The organism is Alicyclobacillus fodiniaquatilis (assembly GCF_042678105.1).
Lineage (GTDB): Bacteria > Bacillota > Bacilli > Alicyclobacillales > Alicyclobacillaceae > Alicyclobacillus > Alicyclobacillus fodiniaquatilis.
Genome location: NZ_JBHUCX010000062.1, coordinates 1 through 18,992 on the forward strand (window position 1 = coordinate 1; position 18,992 = coordinate 18,992).

The 18,992-nt window shown below is 46.4% G+C and carries 10 protein-coding genes; all 10 read right to left on the minus strand.

The features are described from left to right. Positions 1-328, minus strand: a 328-nt coding sequence (locus ACFSB2_RS17150; RefSeq protein WP_377944330.1) for a site-specific integrase, incomplete at its 3' end; no start/stop codon positions are given. 102 nt (positions 329-430) lie between these two features. Then, positions 431-838 (minus strand): PIN domain-containing protein, encoded by a 408-nt coding sequence (locus tag ACFSB2_RS17155; protein ID WP_377944331.1) that lies wholly within the window; start codon positions 836-838, stop codon positions 431-433. Continuing rightward, positions 835-1,113 (minus strand): AbrB/MazE/SpoVT family DNA-binding domain-containing protein, encoded by a 279-nt coding sequence (locus ACFSB2_RS17160; RefSeq protein ID WP_377944332.1) that lies wholly within the window; start codon positions 1,111-1,113, stop codon positions 835-837. The genes ACFSB2_RS17155 and ACFSB2_RS17160 overlap by 4 nt, the downstream gene beginning before the upstream one ends. 757 nt (positions 1,114-1,870) lie before the next feature. Continuing rightward, positions 1,871-2,617, minus strand: a complete 747-nt coding sequence (locus ACFSB2_RS17165; protein WP_377944333.1) for a PIN domain-containing protein — start codon at positions 2,615-2,617, stop codon at positions 1,871-1,873. Between the two features lie 4 nt (positions 2,618-2,621). Then, positions 2,622-2,849: a hypothetical protein gene (locus ACFSB2_RS17170; protein ID WP_377944334.1), complete on the minus strand. Its 228-nt coding sequence runs from the start codon at positions 2,847-2,849 to the stop codon at positions 2,622-2,624. A gap of 184 nt (positions 2,850-3,033) precedes the next feature. Continuing rightward, positions 3,034-4,386, minus strand: coding sequence for an MFS transporter (locus ACFSB2_RS17175; protein WP_377944336.1), 1,353 nt, complete (start codon positions 4,384-4,386; stop codon positions 3,034-3,036). Continuing rightward, entirely contained in the window at positions 4,362-7,946 is a 3,585-nt protein-coding gene (locus ACFSB2_RS17180) for a beta-ketoacyl synthase N-terminal-like domain-containing protein (protein ID WP_377944337.1), read from the minus strand. Before ACFSB2_RS17180 ends, ACFSB2_RS17175 begins: the two co-directional genes overlap by 25 nt. After that, positions 7,943-9,190 carry an ACP S-malonyltransferase gene (fabD, locus tag ACFSB2_RS17185; protein ID WP_377944338.1) on the minus strand — a complete coding sequence of 416 codons (1,248 nt, stop codon included), beginning with the start codon at positions 9,188-9,190 and terminating at the stop codon, positions 7,943-7,945. Before fabD ends, ACFSB2_RS17180 begins: the two co-directional genes overlap by 4 nt. Before the next feature lie 14 nt (positions 9,191-9,204). Then, a complete protein-coding gene (locus ACFSB2_RS17190) occupies positions 9,205-15,483 on the minus strand; it encodes an amino acid adenylation domain-containing protein (protein WP_377944339.1) in 6,279 nt (2,092 codons plus the stop codon). Between the two features lie 35 nt (positions 15,484-15,518). Then, positions 15,519-18,983, minus strand: a complete 3,465-nt coding sequence (locus ACFSB2_RS17195) for a condensation domain-containing protein (RefSeq protein WP_377944340.1) — start codon at positions 18,981-18,983, stop codon at positions 15,519-15,521. Between the last annotated feature and the right edge of the window lie 9 nt (positions 18,984-18,992).

An 18,992-nucleotide genomic window follows, 5' to 3' on the forward strand; every position in this document is an offset into this window, starting at 1 on the left:
CCGTTCGAAGGCCTGGATCTTCCGTCGGAGATGGATAGCCAGATGTCTTGTGAGCCATCGAGATGGAACTGATTCGGCGTTGCAATGTGCTGACTTTATATCCCCGATCAGCCAAGTACGACAAATAGTACGCAACCGTTTCTGGGGAACAAGGCAGGTGGTTAACAGATTGTGCTTTACACCAATCTGAAAAGTGACGCCAGTCACTTTGGTAACCGCGTCGGGTATTTTCCGCCTGTGATTGCGTGATGTAATGCTTGATTTGTTGATTCAATCTCTCACGCTGGTCTATGGATAACGAATAGGAATGGGAGGGCACTTCTGTCATCCTACATCCACTTCCCTCTCAAAACAGACATGAACAAGTTTCCGATTTGTTTCAGCTTGCCCTTATCAGCGCATCATTGGCGCGATTCATCACAGTTCTCCATCAGACGTTCACGGATGCATCGGGGTGCTTACGGCTAAAATCATGGTCAAAATCCACCACTGTCACGCCTTTCCCTCTCGCGGTCGTTGCCAGGTAGGCATCTGTAAAATCGAGATTGTGTTTCGCATAAAACTCCAGTGCCTCAGAGAGGATAACGGGATCCGCTGCAAAAACCCCCTCCATCATCACAATCTGACCAAGTACACCGGCCACATCTCGTTTCGCATACCCATAGATTTTCCCAGATAACACAGCACAGCACTCAGCAATGACGACCGGGTCTAAAAGGAGCTCAATTTCTCCTTTCGCCGCATTTACAAAAAGATCCCTTGCTTGTGGAGAAAGTTGGTCGTGATCGCGCAAAATGTACCTCAAGATGACATGGGTATCTAACATACGTTGTTTCATTCCATCTCTTCCTTTGCGCCACGATATTTCTCTGTCAGTTCTTCTGAAATCTGATCCCTCAATTTGTCCATTGGCATATATTCATTTTTCGGACGATGTAATGCGCCATACAATGCATCGGGCGAAACCTGCTTAATCGCACGCAAAATGACCTCACCTTCATCATTTACCCGAAAAACAACGCGATCACCAGGATTTGTGCCAAGTTCTTTACGAATGGAGGTTGGGATTGTGATTTGATTCTTTTGTGTGATTTTCGACATTGGACCACTCATGACGAACACGACCACCTTTCACGATATAGACATCATTGTACCACTTCAAGAACCATTTAGGGCATCATCATCCATATTCAAATTGGACGATTACATCCGATACCTTTCTATTATCGGATGTTGTTTATGTCACTTAAAATCATAATTATTCTCTTTTCCTACACAATTATATTCACTGCGATTCACCAAATATAAATAACCATATTTAAAATAGACACTAATTACGTCAGTCGAACACTTCATCATTGGTACGCAGTTTAATTACGATATGCATGTTGAATGATTTGGTTCTAATCATCTGATGTGGATGATATTTTATACTTATTGGATAGTCACAAATGATCATTCATACGTTTTGATTTGTAAACGATTAAATCGGGAGTTTAAAATATAAATGTGAGTGAGAATATGGAATAAAGGATCTGAGGCACTTTATAAGCGTGGAGGTATCATGGGTCCTCCACCTCTTCAAAAACGCCTTAAAACGAACGGTAGGAATGGATTTTATGGAATACTATGGTACCAGATATGAGAGAGCAAGTGCCTACCTCTGTCTGTGGTGTGGGTTGGTTGATGATCCATTCATGACAAGTTGATGCTACTTGAAACGAAGTTTTGGGAAAGGTGAGGCAAGTGGCCGAGGGGAGGAGCGAAGCCAGAGCTAACAACGGCGCGCCCCTAGACACCCAGGCAGGCCCGAGACCCAACAAAAGAAGCCGCCATATGGTTCCCTGGCGACTTCTCAATGGTGGCTTATTCAAGCAACGCTGAGTATTTTGGTAATGGCTGTGGACGACTGCTTGCTGTAATTGGCACGAACAAAATCCCCATCCAGGGTTGCAATGTAATCGAATTGACTCATACGTGCGGTCGCAAGATGCAGGGCGTCGGCACTCTCCAACAAAAGCAACGAAACGTGACCTTGTGCCAAAAGATATTCCGCACTGGTCACAGGAACAACACGGGTGGTGAAGCCAAAATCGTTATGTAGGGACATCATCAGTTGATTGTAAATTTCGACGGCTAAACTGTAAAAGACTTCGAGGCACTGCTGATTATTTCGCTTTTTTACGGACTTAACCAATTCATTGACATTGACGAGAAACTCACTATCTTTGTTGAAGTACACATGTCGATTGCTCTTTGCTACTTGATAGAGCGTTTTTGCGGAATGGTAATCAACAAGAGCCCGTTGTTCATCCTGCGGCAGACCTCTCACGGTATGAGCCCCTCTATCCAAATATGCTTGCTTGTCCTGATATACCTGCACTGCTCGAAGGATGTGAGTCTGAATCAGGTTGCGAATAACTTCTGAATAGGTGAGCGGACTCACGCCAAGAGTTACACCACCCGCGTTTGCCCATAAATCTATCGTATGTGCCACTTGTAGTCGCCTTGTGTCGGACTTGTCCAAAAACGCCAAAATAAAACAAGCATCCAGATAGACCGATGCTTGGTGGTAGGACTGACTGCTTACTTGATGAGGTAAGATAACCGTGGACATCCCCTTACCTCGTTTCTTTATGGATGTCCACCATGGTCTTCCCGTACGCACCACTGCATCCAAGCATATCTGACAGTTCCAAGGCACTTTTTGGATTTTTCGTGACGAGCGGTGGCAGTTTGGATGTTTCCAGACGTTGCTCCAACTTTATGACTGCTGTTGTCACTTTTTTCACCTCTATCAACTCTACTACTCTATCATCATTGTATAGGGGATTTCCTTCTTTGCCCATGTTTTTCCTCCTCCATACACAGTATGGGAAGAAAATGATGTGTTGAATCCCCCAGAGCAGGTGTTTGTGATACAACATTCGGTTCTGGTGCGAAAATATTTGAATACACCATATGTAGCGTGGAATCAGTTGTGAATCACCACTGTATATTGTGGTTTCGTAAATTCTTGCACCAGAACCTTATTTAATGCACATCATTTGTCGTGCCGGTATAGGCAGTGTGAGTGTGCTGTTGTTGTTTTTCGATTTGATTGGTGATTCGAACAAACGGAACGTGTACCAAAAGTTTTAACAACATGCCAATCCCTAATGCGATGACCGCGTAGAGCAGGTTATCCAGGCTGAACAAATAGCCGAACACTTTGTATCCGATCAGTTTCCCGATTGCATTCATGACCAGTGCTCCTGCAACAAATCGACTGTACATTTCCTTGGGAACCGTTGTTTGATAAAACGAAGCAAAGAACACCACATAGAAGCTAAACGACAAGAACAAGACGAAGCTGACTAAACCGAAGAAGATAACCGGCAGATAATGAGCTCCCTTCAGAAAGGCCAAGAACTTGGGGCTTGCCAAGAACAGCAATAGCACGACCGGGACACACATGCCTAAAATCCCAATGCCGATGTTTTTGGCAACACCGAATCGTTTCATGAGCGGAACGACCGAGATCGCACTGATTGATCCGATCGTTGAAATACTTTCCACTAGACCGTATTCTGTTCCCTTACCTCCGAGGACCGTTACGATCATGTACGGGAATCCGAGCAAGATAAACGGGTACATAAAAGTGTTGGTCAAAAAGGCGTTGCCGACGACCGATGTCAACCGCTTATCAACCAGAAATACTTTGAATCCGCCAATGACGTCTTGGAAAAAGCGTATTTGTCGCATCGTTCCGGGATCACGCTTCTCCATAACGATGGAACGCAGTGCAACCGCTGAGATAAAGAACGACAACCCATCGACCAGCAGAACAGGTCCAAGCCCAACCAGACTGTAAACCAAGGTTCCCAAGAACGGAGCGAAAATTTTCATCGTCTCATTCATCGTTCTCTCGAAGGTGTTTGCTTCAACCAACTGCTCTGGTTTGACAATCAGCGGCATGATCGAGATAAACGCCGGCGCAAACAGAATGTCACATGCGGAGAGGAAGAAAACCGTGAAATAAATCAATGGAAGATGAAACGTCCAGTCAAAGCTGTACGAGAACATTGCCATACAGAGCAAGCCACGACTGATGTCCAGTGCGACAATCCATTTCGTTCTGTCAAAACGGTCTGACAGCGCACCGGAAATTGGCCCCAAGACGATGGTTGGAACAACTCCGACCCCGAGCACGGTTGCAAACTGCTCTGCAGACCCCGTTAGTTTTAAAACATACAGGGATAAAGCGATGTTCAAAAACAGTGTTCCGAATAGAGACGTTGCTTCCGATGTAATTAACAGTGCGTAATTGCGGTTTTTAAACAATGTAAAATTCGTAATATCACCTCCTATGACAGCTATCGTTAAATAAAGTTGCTCTCCAAACAATGGGCTAGCATCATATCCATCTGATCTTGTGTTGGCTTGTTCCAATTCACCCCCATTTTCTCGAGGAGTAGAGCTGTTTTATCAGCCAGAACGTGGAAGTGCGTACCTCCTCCTCCGTTCCCTAGATAATCGAAAAAGCCCATGTGAAGCAACAAGTTGTTGATATCCGAAGAGAGATCCGGGTCTGCACTTCTCTCGCTGATAAAATCGACAAACTCATTAAACGAAACGATCTGCAGACTGGAGAAGTGTTTACGAACCGCTTCTGCAACTTCAAACAAAGAGCTCTTATTGGGATTGAAGATATGGAAAATCTCGTTCTCAAGATGTTTTCTGTTAAATAATAGACAGATGCTTCGGCTTACATAGTCGATATAGGAGAAGTCGATTTCCGTTGTTTGGATGTCAGGAAACAACCTCATCTTGATCATTGCTTTGAGAATCGTGTACAATCCGTTATCCTCTATATTTTCCTGAAATCTCCCCGTTTTCGAATCAAACATAATGTTCCCAACTCGGAAAATATGACAGTTTAGGCCTTGCTCTCTTGCCGCCAAGACGACTTTTTCCGCTTCTAATTTACTTTTTCCATAGGGATTATTGATCTCCTGACCGATATTTGTGTCATATTCGGAGTACACCACTAATTGCTCATTCTGAACGCGTCCGCGAGCAACCGCGGTCGATGAGATCATATTGAAGTCTTTCTGAATGCCCTGCAAGGAGAACTGAACCAGGCGTTCGGTGCCTTTCACATTCGTTTCTTCAAAGGAATCATATGTACCAAAATGTTTCACCAATCCGGCGGCGTGAATGACGCAATCAACCATGCCAGTAAGTGTTTCATATGTTTGTAAAGACATGCCAAAATGTTCTTTCGTCAGATCTCCAATGACAATCCTTACACGGCTGCGATACGCCTCGTTCTCTAAAAGATTATCCGCAAAATAGTACTGCCACTTTGCGGCCAGTCTAGATTCAGCTGCCTTCACACTGTTGCTACGAATCAACACATGTACATCACTATCCGTTGCTTTTAGTATGTCGAACATCAGGTGGATGCCGAGATACCCGGTAACCCCCGTGATGAGAATGTGTTGATATGTCTTGATTTCCTGTAGATTTAGTTCCTTATACGCGTCGTTTCGTTTCCTGTAGGCCGCTTGTTCACGTTCGACGTAATCGGAGTTCTCCAATAGATACTGTTCACTTCGGTTGGCGAATTGTTTCAAGGTTTCAATTTTGTTTTGGGTGTTTTCCGGCCGTTTATTCAAATTTGCAGCCATATTCTCTAAGGTCGTGTATGTAAACACATCGTTCAACGAAATTTCATAGTTCTTATGCAACTGAGAAACAATTTGGATGGCTATGAATGAGTCTCCGCCCAAGGTAAAGAAATCATCGTGGATATTGAGGGTTGTGATACCCAGTACTTTCTGCCAGATTTCCGCGATCTCGAGCTCCTTCTGGGTATAAAAGCCCGATTCACGTCCAGTCAGTTCAATCTTTCGTTTCACAGGGTGTTCTTCCGAAGGGCTATATTTTTTCAGGATTCGAATGAAACCCTGGAGTTTTTCCTTGTTGGTTTCATCCGATTGAGTTTGTTTTTGTAAGTAGGTCAGCAGTTCCAGATGTGTTTGCAAAAGCTCTTGACTTTGAATATTGATATTTGGATTTAATGATATATCCATCCAACATCTGGTGCGCTCAAACGGATATGTCGGTAAACTGACTCGCTGCACAGGGAGTCGATCGTACAGCATATCCCAATTAATCGCTGCGCCTTGCACGTACAATCCGGCGAGCGAGACAAGAATTGTTTCTCGATTCTGCAGAGTCGCAGCCGACTCCTCCAAATAACCGTTTGCCTTTTCTGATTGGAAAGAGCGAGCTTGCGCGTTGTAGAAGATCGTACCCTCTGCTCCTTGTGACCATTTATCAAGATCCAGTCTGTTCAGTTTTTCCAAAAGATCTGGCACATCGTGAGCAATCACTGCTAATCGATGTTGATAGTGTCCGCGACCGGTGTTGGCTGTAAAGCAAACATCAGCCAAATGAGTTTCGGACTCTGTGATCTCGGCTAACCGTTGACGATAATCCGCGATGATTCTCTCCAAGGACTGCTTGGAAACAGCAGACAACGTCAACAGGTGCGGCCCGCTCAATTCGTCTAGATGATGGCGCTGGCGCAATGGAGCCTCTTCCAATACGACATGACAATTCGTACCGCTCATTCCGAACGCGCTGACACCACATTGCAGCGGTACTCCCTCGCTCATCCATTCGCTAAGGGTATCATTAACATAGACTGGCGATTCTTCAAACGCGATCTTGTGATTCGGTTTCTCAAAATACAGTGTGGCTGGAATCTTCTTATGTTTCAAACTCATGATCGTTTTGAGTAGACCAGTTACCCCTGCTAAGTTGTCGGTGTGGGACATATTGGATTTAACCGAGCCGATCGCACAGAATTGCTTGCGATCAGTGAATCGTTTAAACGCTCTTTGTATTCCACCAATCTCGATAGGATCGCCAAGGAGCGTGCCCGTACCATGTGCTTCGATATACGAGATGTTCTCCGGATTTACGCCTGCATCTTTCCAAGCGTCTAAAATTAACTGTTCCTGTGCCAGCATGTTCGGTGCCGTAACCCCGATCGCATGACCATCGTGGTTCATCGCGCTTCCTTTAATGGCCGCATACACGTGGTCTTTGTCACGGATCGCCTTGTACAACGGCTTCAGGATCAGGGCGGCCACCCCTTCCCCGACTGTTGTACCATCAGAATTGTCAGAAAATGTCTTGGTTCTTCCGTCGGAGGATTCGATGCCAACACGCATATTAACATCAAGCGGGAGGAAATTGATCTTCACGCCGCCAGCAATCGCCTGATCAATCTCGCCGTTGCGTAGTGCTTGACTTGCGAGATGAACGGTGGCGAGGGCACCGGAGCACGCTGTGTCAATCATCACCGCCGGTCCATGCAAGTCCAAGATGTAGGAAATTCGACTGGGAATCATCGAAACCGAATTGCCGGGTAACGAGTAGACAAGCGATTCCGGCTCGATGTCATGGATTAATTGTTGATAGCTGAGACCTTTACGGCTCTCACTGCTTACGTAGACGCCGGTTTTCGAACCAACCAATTTTTCGCCACCATACCCTGCATCTTCTAGCGCCTTCCAAGCGGTTTGCAAAAACAGCCGTTGGTTGGGATCCATCAGTTCTGCTTCTTTAGGTGTCAGTCCAAAATACTTGTAGTCGAACTTGTCGACCTCTTCGAGGTACGAACCCTTAAAAAATTTCGTATCCTCTTTAAGCAGGTTGTTAAACTGTAAGTATTTAGATATATCGTTTTCCCGACTGGTAGGTAAATCCCCTGAACAATCGACTTCTTCCATCAAGTTTTTCCAAAAATCATCAAGATTTTCAGCCTTCGGGTAGTACACTGCGGCGCCAATGATCGCTATTTCCTTCATCGAAACTTCATTGATTCTCGATGCGCTTTTTGTACTATTTGGAGTAGAGTCGTTCTGCTTGAAATTCAGTAGCTTGCTCATGCGCGTCCCCCTGTGCCCACTTGGCTCATCAAATTTCCCGTCTTGGTTACGCGAAACAAATGCTGTAGTCGAAACTCTCGTTCTGCTAACGGAACTTGTTTGGTAACAAACACTGAGTGCAGCATATCTAACGCCGCGAGTTTCTGCTCTTCGGTCGGTTGTTTGTTTGTTTGCTCCAATTCCATCAGCATCTGTTTTATGCGATTATAAGGTTCAATAACACCACGTTGATACTCGTCGTGATTCGTGTTCCGATTCTTAGTCGCGACTGCAGTCGCCAGGCATTTGCCGATAAACGAAGGAACATGATTCAGTATGGCAAACGTTTCTTTCAAGTTTTGTAGTTCATCCGCTTCCCCCAGCGAATAAGCGCGTATGCCCGGAAGATTTTTAACGACAAGTTTTTTCAGGACTTGTTTTGACCCCATCTCTATGACGTGTTTGACCCCGCGCCCTTTCAGATACTCCATCGTCTCCTGCCAACGCACAGGCTCCGTCATCTGACGGGTCAGTAAGTCAATCACCTTGTCCGCATTTTCATGCGGCAACGCAGTGACGTTAGAAATCACTGGAACATCCATCGGGCCAAACGTGAAGTTCATGAGATACTCGCGCAGTTGCACCGCCGCTGATGTCATCAACGGGCTGTGAAAGGAGGCACTCACTTTCAGCGGCGTGATCGAAGCGCCCTTTGCTTCCAACAACGCCTCAGCTCGGTTGACAGCTTCTTGGTGACCGGAGATCACCAACTGTTTCGGCGCATTGTAGCAACCGATCGTCACCGGTTTTGACACGGTTGAAATTTCCGCACACACCGTTTCCACTACACTTCGTTCCACTTCTCCAACCGCCGTCATCACACCCAGCCCATTAGCCACCGCTTCCTGCATCAACACGCCGCGACGGCGTACAATGGTCAAAGCATCCGCAAATGACAATGCACCGCTGCAAGCCAGTGCAGTGAACTCTCCTAGACTATGTCCCGCAAGAAAGTCTGGAGCAATCGAGAACTCTTTTATGTACACTCGGTAGGCTGCCATGCTCACGGTCAATAGAGCGGGCTGTGCGTTCTCCGTTTTGGTCAGCTCATCTAAATCACCGACAAGACATAAAGAGGTGAAATCCATGTTCAGAACATCATTGGCCTCTTGAAACACATCTTTTGCGATCGAAAATTTATCGAAAAGCGTTTTTCCCATCCCCACGAATTGCGAACCCTGGCCCGGAAATAAGAAAGCAATCAAACCCGGTTCCTCCTCTACATTTGGATAGTGTGAAAATGATCTGTGAACGACTGAATGACTTGCAAATACTGCTCCATCATCTCGCGTACTTTGACTTTCTGGATGCGACCATTGTACTCGCATTCAAAATATAGATGATGGGGCCCCTCATCCATTATCAAATACACGTCACATACCTCTAGGGTCTGCTGGTCATAGACACCTGCACTTTTTTTGGCAAACCCAAGTACCGCCCTGTTTGTCTTGTTGATCTTGCTCGTCTCAACATCCGCGAATCTATAGCGGAGACGCTCAAGGTCCTCGATTTGTGCCTGTACAACGCCTACCAGATCTTCGATTCTCTCAAGCTGATCGAGATCGATCTGCACAGAAAGTACGTTACCCGTTCCGTCCACACTGACCTGTATCTCCGCCTTCTGTTGTTCCGATAGTTCAGCCAACAGATAGAGGAACAATCCTGCCATCGTTTCTGCCATTCCACTGTTCAACGAGTCGCAAATGACTCGTAAACGCTCATACGCTTCCCCTTCCAGATATAAATTTAAGGATCCTCGCGCTTGCTCAGAACTCCACGCGAAATATTCTTCTGGGAACTGAATCGGCTTCAAATCGATCAAACGTTCTTCCGTTGTCTGTTTCCGGATGAATTCCGCCAGTTTCAAAATGGTCGGATACGCAAACAGATCAGCTACGGTGACTACACCTCCGAATTGTTTATCGACAAGGGCATGCAAGCGGATCATCAGCAATGAATTGCCTCCAACATCAAAGAAATTGAACTGAGTACCAATGTTCTGGAGACCCAGTACCTCCTCCCACATCTGTATGAGAATCTTTTCGGTCTGATCTTGAGGTGCGGTATATTCGTGCACCGTGTCGAACGCATCTTCTACCTCGGGCAGAGCCTTTCGATTGATTTTCCCGTTTGCTGTCAGTGGCATTTGTTCCATTCGAACAAAGAAGGAAGGAACCATATACGTAGGCAGATCATGCGAGAGATAGTCGCGAAGGGTGGCGGTCGACTGTTCTTCCGTTGTCACCACATACGCGACGAGATATTGGTTGTCTTTTACCAAAACGACCGACTCACGTATTTCCGGGTGTTGTAACAGACGAATTTCAATTTCCCCCAGCTCCACTCGGTAGCCTCGAATTTTCACCTGGTTGTCTGCACGTCCCAAAAACTCGATTTGACCGTTTGGCCAAAATCGTGCCACGTCTCCGGTTCGGTATAGCCGCTCACCATAGCGGAAGGGATGTTCGATAAATTTTTCTGCGGTTAAAACTGGTTGGTTCAGATAGCTTCTTGCAAGCCCATAGCCGGATAGATACAATTCCCCTGGGACTCCGACAGGCAGCACTTGCCTGTCCGCATCCAATACGTAGGCCTGCATATTGGCAATCGGTCGTCCGATCGGCATAATCTTTTTGTTCAAACACTCTTCGAATTGCACAAACCCAGCGATCGCTCCGATACATGTTTCGGTTGGACCATAATGGTTCAGTATTCGAACTTGCGGATGTGCCGAATGGAACTCTGTGACGTCCTGCACATTGATCGGTTCTCCACCTGATACAATTAAGCGCAATTGCTCTGTTGCCCGGTACCATATTTCTTCCTCTGCATATCGCATCATGCTGAACATGGTGGGAGTCGTTTTGATAAACGTCAAACGGTTCCTTCCGATATAGTCGACCAGAGCATGCGGATCGGTATACAAATTCTTGTCGACCAGATGCAGTTCGCATCCGCTCAACAGCGCAGGATACAAACTCGTGTAACCCATATCAAAAGCATAAGAAGAGATGAGTAGTGTCTTGTCTTCCGGCGTCAAGTTGGCAAGCCCGGCAAACCAATTCACATAGTTGACGAGGTTACAGTGCTCCAGCATGACTCCTTTGGGAAGTCCCGTGCTGCCTGAAGTATAGATAACATACACCAAATCTGTCGACTTACTTAGAGGTTCCAAACTTGCGCTCGACACCTGGGCCAACCGTGTGTCGCAAATGTCGAGAATATCACCAGTAAAGCTAGTTAACTCCCTCAAGTTCTGTCCTGTGTGCAGAAGCAGTCGGGCTCCGCTGTCATGCAAGATATAGCGAATGCGCTCGTTAGGCATTTCGGGGTCGATCGGAAGATAAGCTCCCCCAGCTTTCAAGACAGCCAAAATTGCGATAATCAGCTCAACGGATGGTTCCGCAATGAGCGCGACAATCTGGTTGGAAGCGCAACCCTGGTCGCGCAATACACGGGCCAACTGATTAGATTGTTCATCGAGTTGCTGATACGTCAATCGATGTTCTCCGTATACAACTGCCAATCGGTCGGGTGACTTGGACGCTTGACTTTCAAAAAGTTCGTGAACCGTGCGGTCTCGCGGAACGTCCCGCTCTGTCTGATTCCACTCCAAGAGCAGGGCATGACGCTCTGCTTCGGTTAGCATCACAATGGACCCGAGCTTCTGTTCTGAATCCGCGATGACAGCTTGTAGAATCTGTTGGAAGTGCTGAACCATTCGCTGTATTGTTTCGGGTGTAAATAGATTGGTCGTGTACTCGAAAGCGAAATCGATAGCTGACTTTGTCTCTTGTGCATGCAAAGTCAGATCGAATTTCGACAGCATATAGGGAAACTCGCCGACCTCAAAGGTGAGTTCTTCGGTCTGGATACTTGCTAGATCCATGTTTTGCATCGAGAATAGCACATCAAATAATGGATTCCTGCTGCTATCACGGTGCAACTTCAGTTTTTCCACCAGATCTTCAAACTGATAATCTTGATGCTCAAACGCCTGGATTGAGCTTTCTTTCACCTCCTCCAGGTAGTCATGAAAGCTTTTATCCGATGTCGGATGAGTGCGGATCGCCAGTGTGTTTACAAACATGCCAACAATCTTCTCCGTATCGGCATGCGTTCTACCTGTGATTGGGGTACCAACCACAATATCCTGCTGACGGCTGTATTTAGATAACAGCACCTTAAAGACCGCCAGCAACACCATATACAAAGTAGTGCCAGTGGATGCGGCTATTTTTTTCAACCCGTTGTGGAGCCTTTCCTCAATTGTGAAGGACAGAGTTGTACCCACAAACTGTTGGATCGGCGGTCTTACGTAATCGGTGGGTAATTGTAGCAACGGAATCTCATCTTCAAATTGCCCGAGCCAATACGCCTCGTGTTGTTTCATGGGCTCTGAACTTAGTTGTTTGTTTTGCCAAGCTGAGAAGTCTATATATTGGAGCTTGACCTCGGGCAATTCACGACCTTCATACAACTCGGCCAATTCGTTCAGCAATATTTCTAGCGTGACCCCGTCGGAGATGATGTGATGGGTATCGATTAGCATCACATGATGCTCACTCGACAATTCAATCAATTCGATCCGCAACAAGGGGGACTGGCTCAAGTCAAACGGCCGTAGAAACTCCCTCATCAGATCGTTCAACCGATGGTCCTCTGCGTAAACGTATGGGATCCGCACGTTCACCTTCGAGTGAACTCTCTGTACAGGTTCCCCATCTTTCCAGTCAAAGCTTGTCCGCAGTGCCTCATGACGGTCGATCAGTGTCTGCCAGCAAAGTTGAAGTCGTTCTACTACCAAAGGACCTTTGATGTGGACAGGTAACGGAATATTGTAATGCTTTTTTTCATTTGTAATGCGATCTAAGATGATCATCCGTTTTTGCGCAGAAGAGAGAGGATACCATTCACGAGCTTTCACTCTCTCGATTGGATCGAGTTGATGGAAAGATTTCGAAGCCAAGAAGTTTGCCTGCTCTTCAATGCTCTGCAGTGTGAAAATTTCCTTGATCCCCACCTCCACGTGCAGAACTTGTCGCAACCTGCTCACCAGTGCCATTGCCTTCAGTGAATGACCACCGAGATCGAAGAACAGATCGGTGACGCCAATGCGCTCAACACCCAAGATCTCCTGCCAGATTGACTGAATTTGCTCTTCCAATGGATTGCGTGGAGCAACATATTCTGTAGTGGCGGCCAAAGCTGTGAGTTCCGGTTCAGGCAACGCTCGACGGTCCGCTTTTCCATTCGGGGTAAGCGGAAATTTATTAAGCTGGATCAGAACTGGCGGAATCATATAATCCGGTAATTCTTTATTCAAGAAGCTTCGCAGCTCCGCAACAATGTCGTCTCGATCGGTAGCGATGTATCCACACAAATATTTCTGGGCATTCTCATCTTTGTGCACCGTAACGAGCGCTTCCTTTACATACGGATATCTCAGCAGCGTCTGTTCGATTTCTTGAAGCTCGACGCGAAAGCCGCGAATCTTGACTTGGTTATCGATTCGACCTAGGTATTCGATGCTTCCGTCAGATAGCCAACGACCAAGGTCACCCGTTTTGTACAATCTCTCTTCCTGTTTAAAAGGGCTAGGGATGAACTTCTCGGCCGTCAATTCCGGTACATTCAAGTAACCTCGCGCAACACCCTGCCCGCCAACATAGATCTCGCCCGGCATGCCGATCATCTGTAAATTACCATAAGTATCCACAATATAAGCTGTCGAATTGGCGATCGGTCGGCCGATAGGAATATTTTTTTTATAATTTTGTGCTATAGGGAAAAAAGTAGAGAACGTGGTGTTTTCAGTCGGACCGTATACGTTCGTTACCTTCAAGTACTTACAAACCTGTCGAACCCGGTTCACACTATTAACGGATAAGGTCTCCCCACCCACCAACAGTTTCTTCATTCCCTCGAACATGTTCGGATCTTCTTCGGAGAGTTGCGTAAACAGCGCGTTCGTTAAGAACATACTCGTAATTTTGCGCTCTTGTAAGGTCTGTGCAAACAAACGCGCATCCAGTAGCACATGTTCGTCGATCAAATGTAAACACCCACCGTTTAACAAACTTCCCCAGAATTCAAACGTTGTCGCATCAAAATCTATCGCACCTGCCTGCAAAATCTGTTCGTTTTCATCGAAGGTCGTAAAGTTCGTATTTAAGACAAGGGAACAAACATTGCGGTGCTCGATCAGGGTGCCTTTTGGCTTACCCGTCGTACCGGACGTATACATGACGTAGAGGAGGTCCGTCGATTTGTTCACATGCACTAGATTCGATGTATCACCTGCAAATAGTCGTTCATCGTCCAGGTACAAAACTTCACCCGAATATTCACTAACCAAATCGGCATACGCGTTCATGGTCAGCAGTATGTTCGCATCACTGTCTTGTAACAAGAATGCAATGCGCTCCTGAGTAAAATTCCTGCTGATCGGTAAATATGCTCCACCCGCCTTAATGATGGCAAGGATGCCGATAATTAACTCCACGGAGCGATGAACCATAATACCAACCACTTGATCAGGCTGTACCCCTTCTTCGCGCAGCACGCGCGCCAGTTGGTTGGCTTTGTCGTTCAACTCTCCGTATGTGAGTGAAACCGTGTCTAATACAACCGCCAGCCGCTTCGGAGTCAGTGCGACTTGTTGTTCAAACAACTGATGGATGAGTGCCTCAGCAGGAAGTGGAACTTGCGTATCATTGAACTCAAACAAAATTTTCTCTTTTTCCTTGGCTGAAACGATTTCCAACTGCGACATATCTACATTGGGATGTGTGGTTAATAAGTCAACGACGCGGAACAAATGGTTGATGATCTGATCAACCGTCTCCGGGTGATACAAGGAAGCCTGATACTTCACTTCACATTCAATCTGATCTCCATATAGGGTAAAGCTAAACAGGAGATCGCTTACTGTCGAAGACATCCGCTGCTCGTGAATGTTTGTAAGCTGGACAATCGTTTTAAACAACGATTGCTGTCCCTCGCCACTGGGCAGTTGCAAGAGTTCCGCAAGGATTTCATACGGGAAGTTTAGATTTTGATTGGCCTCGTCGATGGTCGTCTTCACTTGCATCAACAGTTGTTGAAACGAGAGGTGGGGTTGAATACAGGTACGCAACGCCACCATTTGATTGATCAGTTTGATCGGCTGATTCGTACTCTGCTTAAAAATCGGCATGCCCACCGTGATGTCGGTTTCCCCGGTATATTTGTGAAGCAGCCAGTTCACACAGGTGGTCAAAATCGTGTAAACCCCGAATTCAACCCGCCTGCTGATCTTCAGGATTCGTTCCGAAGTTGTTGCCGGCAACGTGTATCTCGCTAATTTGATGTCTTGGGCATCAGACGATCCCGACATATAATCTCCAGGGAACCCCGTGATTACGAGATCTCCATTCAAATGGTTCAGCCAGTATTGTTTCTCTTTCTCGAACTTCCCACTAGAAAGGAAAATGTTTTTTGTGGATTGATCTAACACCATCTGAAACCTCCAAATATATTTGAGTCGTCCTATCAGTTAAAATCAAATGTCACCTCATCGAGCGATATGCTATCCAGTAAAGTAGAGTCGTCATGCAGATCGATTTGGTTGATGGCCATGTCATAATTTTCTGTCATATCCTTAATAATCCGCACAAAATCCTGATGCAAACGTTGGGCTGTTTTAGCCGTAAACAAATCTGTACTGTATTCCAAGCAGAAATTCATGCCCTCCTTGGCGTGCACGGCGAACAGCGACAGATCGAACTTTGCGATGTTCCATTCCAACTCATAGAACGGAATTGGGATGAGATGAACATCGTCAAACGTGACTTCGCTAATGTCCATGTTCTGCAGAGCAAACACGGCATCAAAGAACGGATTGCGGTCGGGTGACCAAGTTCCTCCAACATCGGCCAGCAAATCGTCTATCTGATAATCCTGATTTTCAAATGCATGCATCGTATTAGTCATGACCTCTTCGATAAATTCACGACATGTCATCCCAAGCTGCATTCGATTACGCATTGGAAGCATGTTGACAAACATACCGACCGTTTCTTGAAAATCGTCCTCCGTACGTCCCGCGATCGGAGATCCAATGACGATCTCCTCCTGGTCACTATGTCTGGCGAGCAGGATGTGGAAGGTACTGAGCAACACGGCGTACAAACTGGTTCCTGTATTTTTAACAAGCGTATTTACCTGCGCCATCATCTCGCCATCAATCTCGAATAGCACCTTATCCCCTTCGTATGTCTTGAGATGAGGACGTGGATAGTCGGTCGGCATATTGAGCACCGGAATGTAGTTGGCAAACTGGTTGATCCAAAATTCCCTCTGCTTCTGATACGTAGCCGAGGACATGATCTGTTTCTGCCAATGAGCGTATTCCTTGTATTGCACTTCGGGCGGTGCAAGTTCGTGCCCTTGGTACAAGTCCACCAATTCCTTTAGTAAGACGCTGACGGAGACACCGTCAGAAATGATGTGGTGCATATCGAAGAAAAGAATCTGTCTGCCTTCGTCCAATTTGAACAACTTCAAGTTGAACAACGGTAGTTGGGCAAGATCAAATGGTCGAATTGAATCTCGAAGAACTTCTTGGAGCAGATGTTTCTTCGTTTCCTGACACTTAATCTTGTAGCAGTATTCCTCCTGGATTTTCTGAACCGGCTCGTCATTTACCACTTCAAACCAGGTACGTAACGTTTCATGCCGCGCAATCAACTGATTCCACGCCTGTTCCAAACGCAAGTGATCAAGCGCACCATCTAAATGCATCGCAAACGGCATATTATAACTTACATTTTTTCCTAGAAATTGTTGAATTCCGAACAGCCTTTTTTGTGAAGCCGACAATTCGTAATGTTCTTGTTTCCGTAATTTTTCGATGGCGATGGTGTTTGCCGTTTCGGCTGTTTCGACATACTCAGCAAGCTCCGCAATCGTTGATGAGCGGAAAACCTCAGAAATGGGAATGTTTACGCTGAACGTTTTTCGTATACGTCCGGTCAAAATGTTTGCCTCCAGCGAGTTCCCTCCGAGTTCAAAGAAATCATCATGGACAGAGAATTCTTCGAGACCCAATAGATCGCGCCAGAGGTTCGCGATTTTAATTTCCGGTTCACTATAGCCGCGTTCTGTACTATCTTTTAAAACCGTGCTCAACTGAGTGCCATCCGGGTACTGAAGCCAACATCTCGTTCTAGCAAATGAATAGGTAGGCAGACTCACTTTCTTGCCAGCCCTCTCCTTGTACCGCTGATCCCATTCATTTTCCGTTCCTTCGACTTCTAGCCCCCTATTAGAATAGAAAATCCGCTCTTCAGACATCGTTTGCAACCCGTTCAGGCGAAGCAGTGTTAGCTTGTGGTGCAGCTCTTCCAGATTCGTTACAACCATTGCGATGCAGCACTGATAGCGTCCTCTACCTGTATATAGGGTATAGCAGATATCCGTCAGATTGCGATGATCTACGTCCGGCGTTTCCAAATACTCGCAAAACTCCCTCACCATCCGGTCCAACACCGATTCACTCAAAGCTGACAGTGTAAATAATTGTGGTTCATTGACAGGCACATCCGCCTTCACTGATGACAAGGGCGCTTCTTCTAGGATCACATGGCAATTCGTTCCGCTCATCCCGAACGCACTCACACCGCAGCGACGTAGAGTTCCTTTCGTCTCCCACTCCATCAGACGATCGTTTACATAGACGGGAGATACCTCAAAGGAAATCTGCCGGTTAGGTTGATGAAAATGTAACGACGCGGGAATCTTCTTGTGTTTCAGCGCAAGAACCGCTTTGATCAATCCGGCAAGTCCCGCCAAACTGTCCAAGTGACCCATGTTTGTCTTGAGCGATCCGATTGCACAGAATTGTTTTTGATCTGTGAAGCGTTGAAATGCCCTGCGAATACCTTCAACTTCTACAGGGTCCCCCAGCTTCGTACCTGTGCCATGTGCCTCAATGTATGAGATAGTCTTCGGATCGACTTTGGCGTTCTTCCACGCTTGGACTATCACTTCTTCTTGGGCTATGACGTTCGGTGCGGTGATCCCGATGGAATGACCATCCTGATTAACGGCACTACCTTTGATCACAGCGTAAATATGGTCCTGATCCCGGAGCGCCTTGCTCAGCGGTTTAAGCAACAGCGCAGCGACGCCCTCGCCGATTCCTGTCCCATCAGACCCATCATCAAACGTCTTCGTACGACCGTCGGAAGATTCAATGCCAATCGTGTTCTCTGATTCCATCGGAAAGAGATGAATCTTAACACCTCCAACGATAGTCATCTCTGCTTCGTTGTTTTCCAGCATTCGGCAGGCAGTATGCACGGCTACTAGTGAGGAGGAGCAAGCTGTATCCACGACTAGACTTGGTCCTTTTAAATCCAAAAGATATGAAATGCGGCTGGCCATGATCGGCGACAGATTACCAGACAGAGCAATTGGCACAGAATCCGGTTCAACTTCCTGAATCATCTGCTTATAAGTGTGATCCTCGGAACCTAGGCAGAATCCCAAACAGACACCCGTCTTGCTTCCCAACATTTTTTTGCCGCCGTATCCAGCATCCTCAATCGCCTTCCAGACCGTTTCCAAAAACAACCTCTGATTGGGGTCCATCAAGCTGGCTTCCTTAGGGGTTATACCAAAAAATTGGTGGTCAAACTTATCAATCTCCTCCAAATACGCACCTGTCTGATAGCGGGTGTGGTGCTCCTGATCATTCAGAAACGCCAGGTGCTGTTTGGTATCCTCTTGACGAACTTTTGGAAAGTTTCTAATGAGATCTTCTCCGTTAATCAGATTACCCCAAAAATCATCTGGATTTGATGCACTCGGGAATTGCAAAGCCATGCCGATAATCGCCACATCATCCGTATTTTGTCCCAATTCCTTGATCATCTTTGTCAATTGAACAGCCGTTTCTTTATCAATCTTACCTGCCACCGTGTTTTTCATCAGATACTGAAGGATCGTATTCATGCATTCACC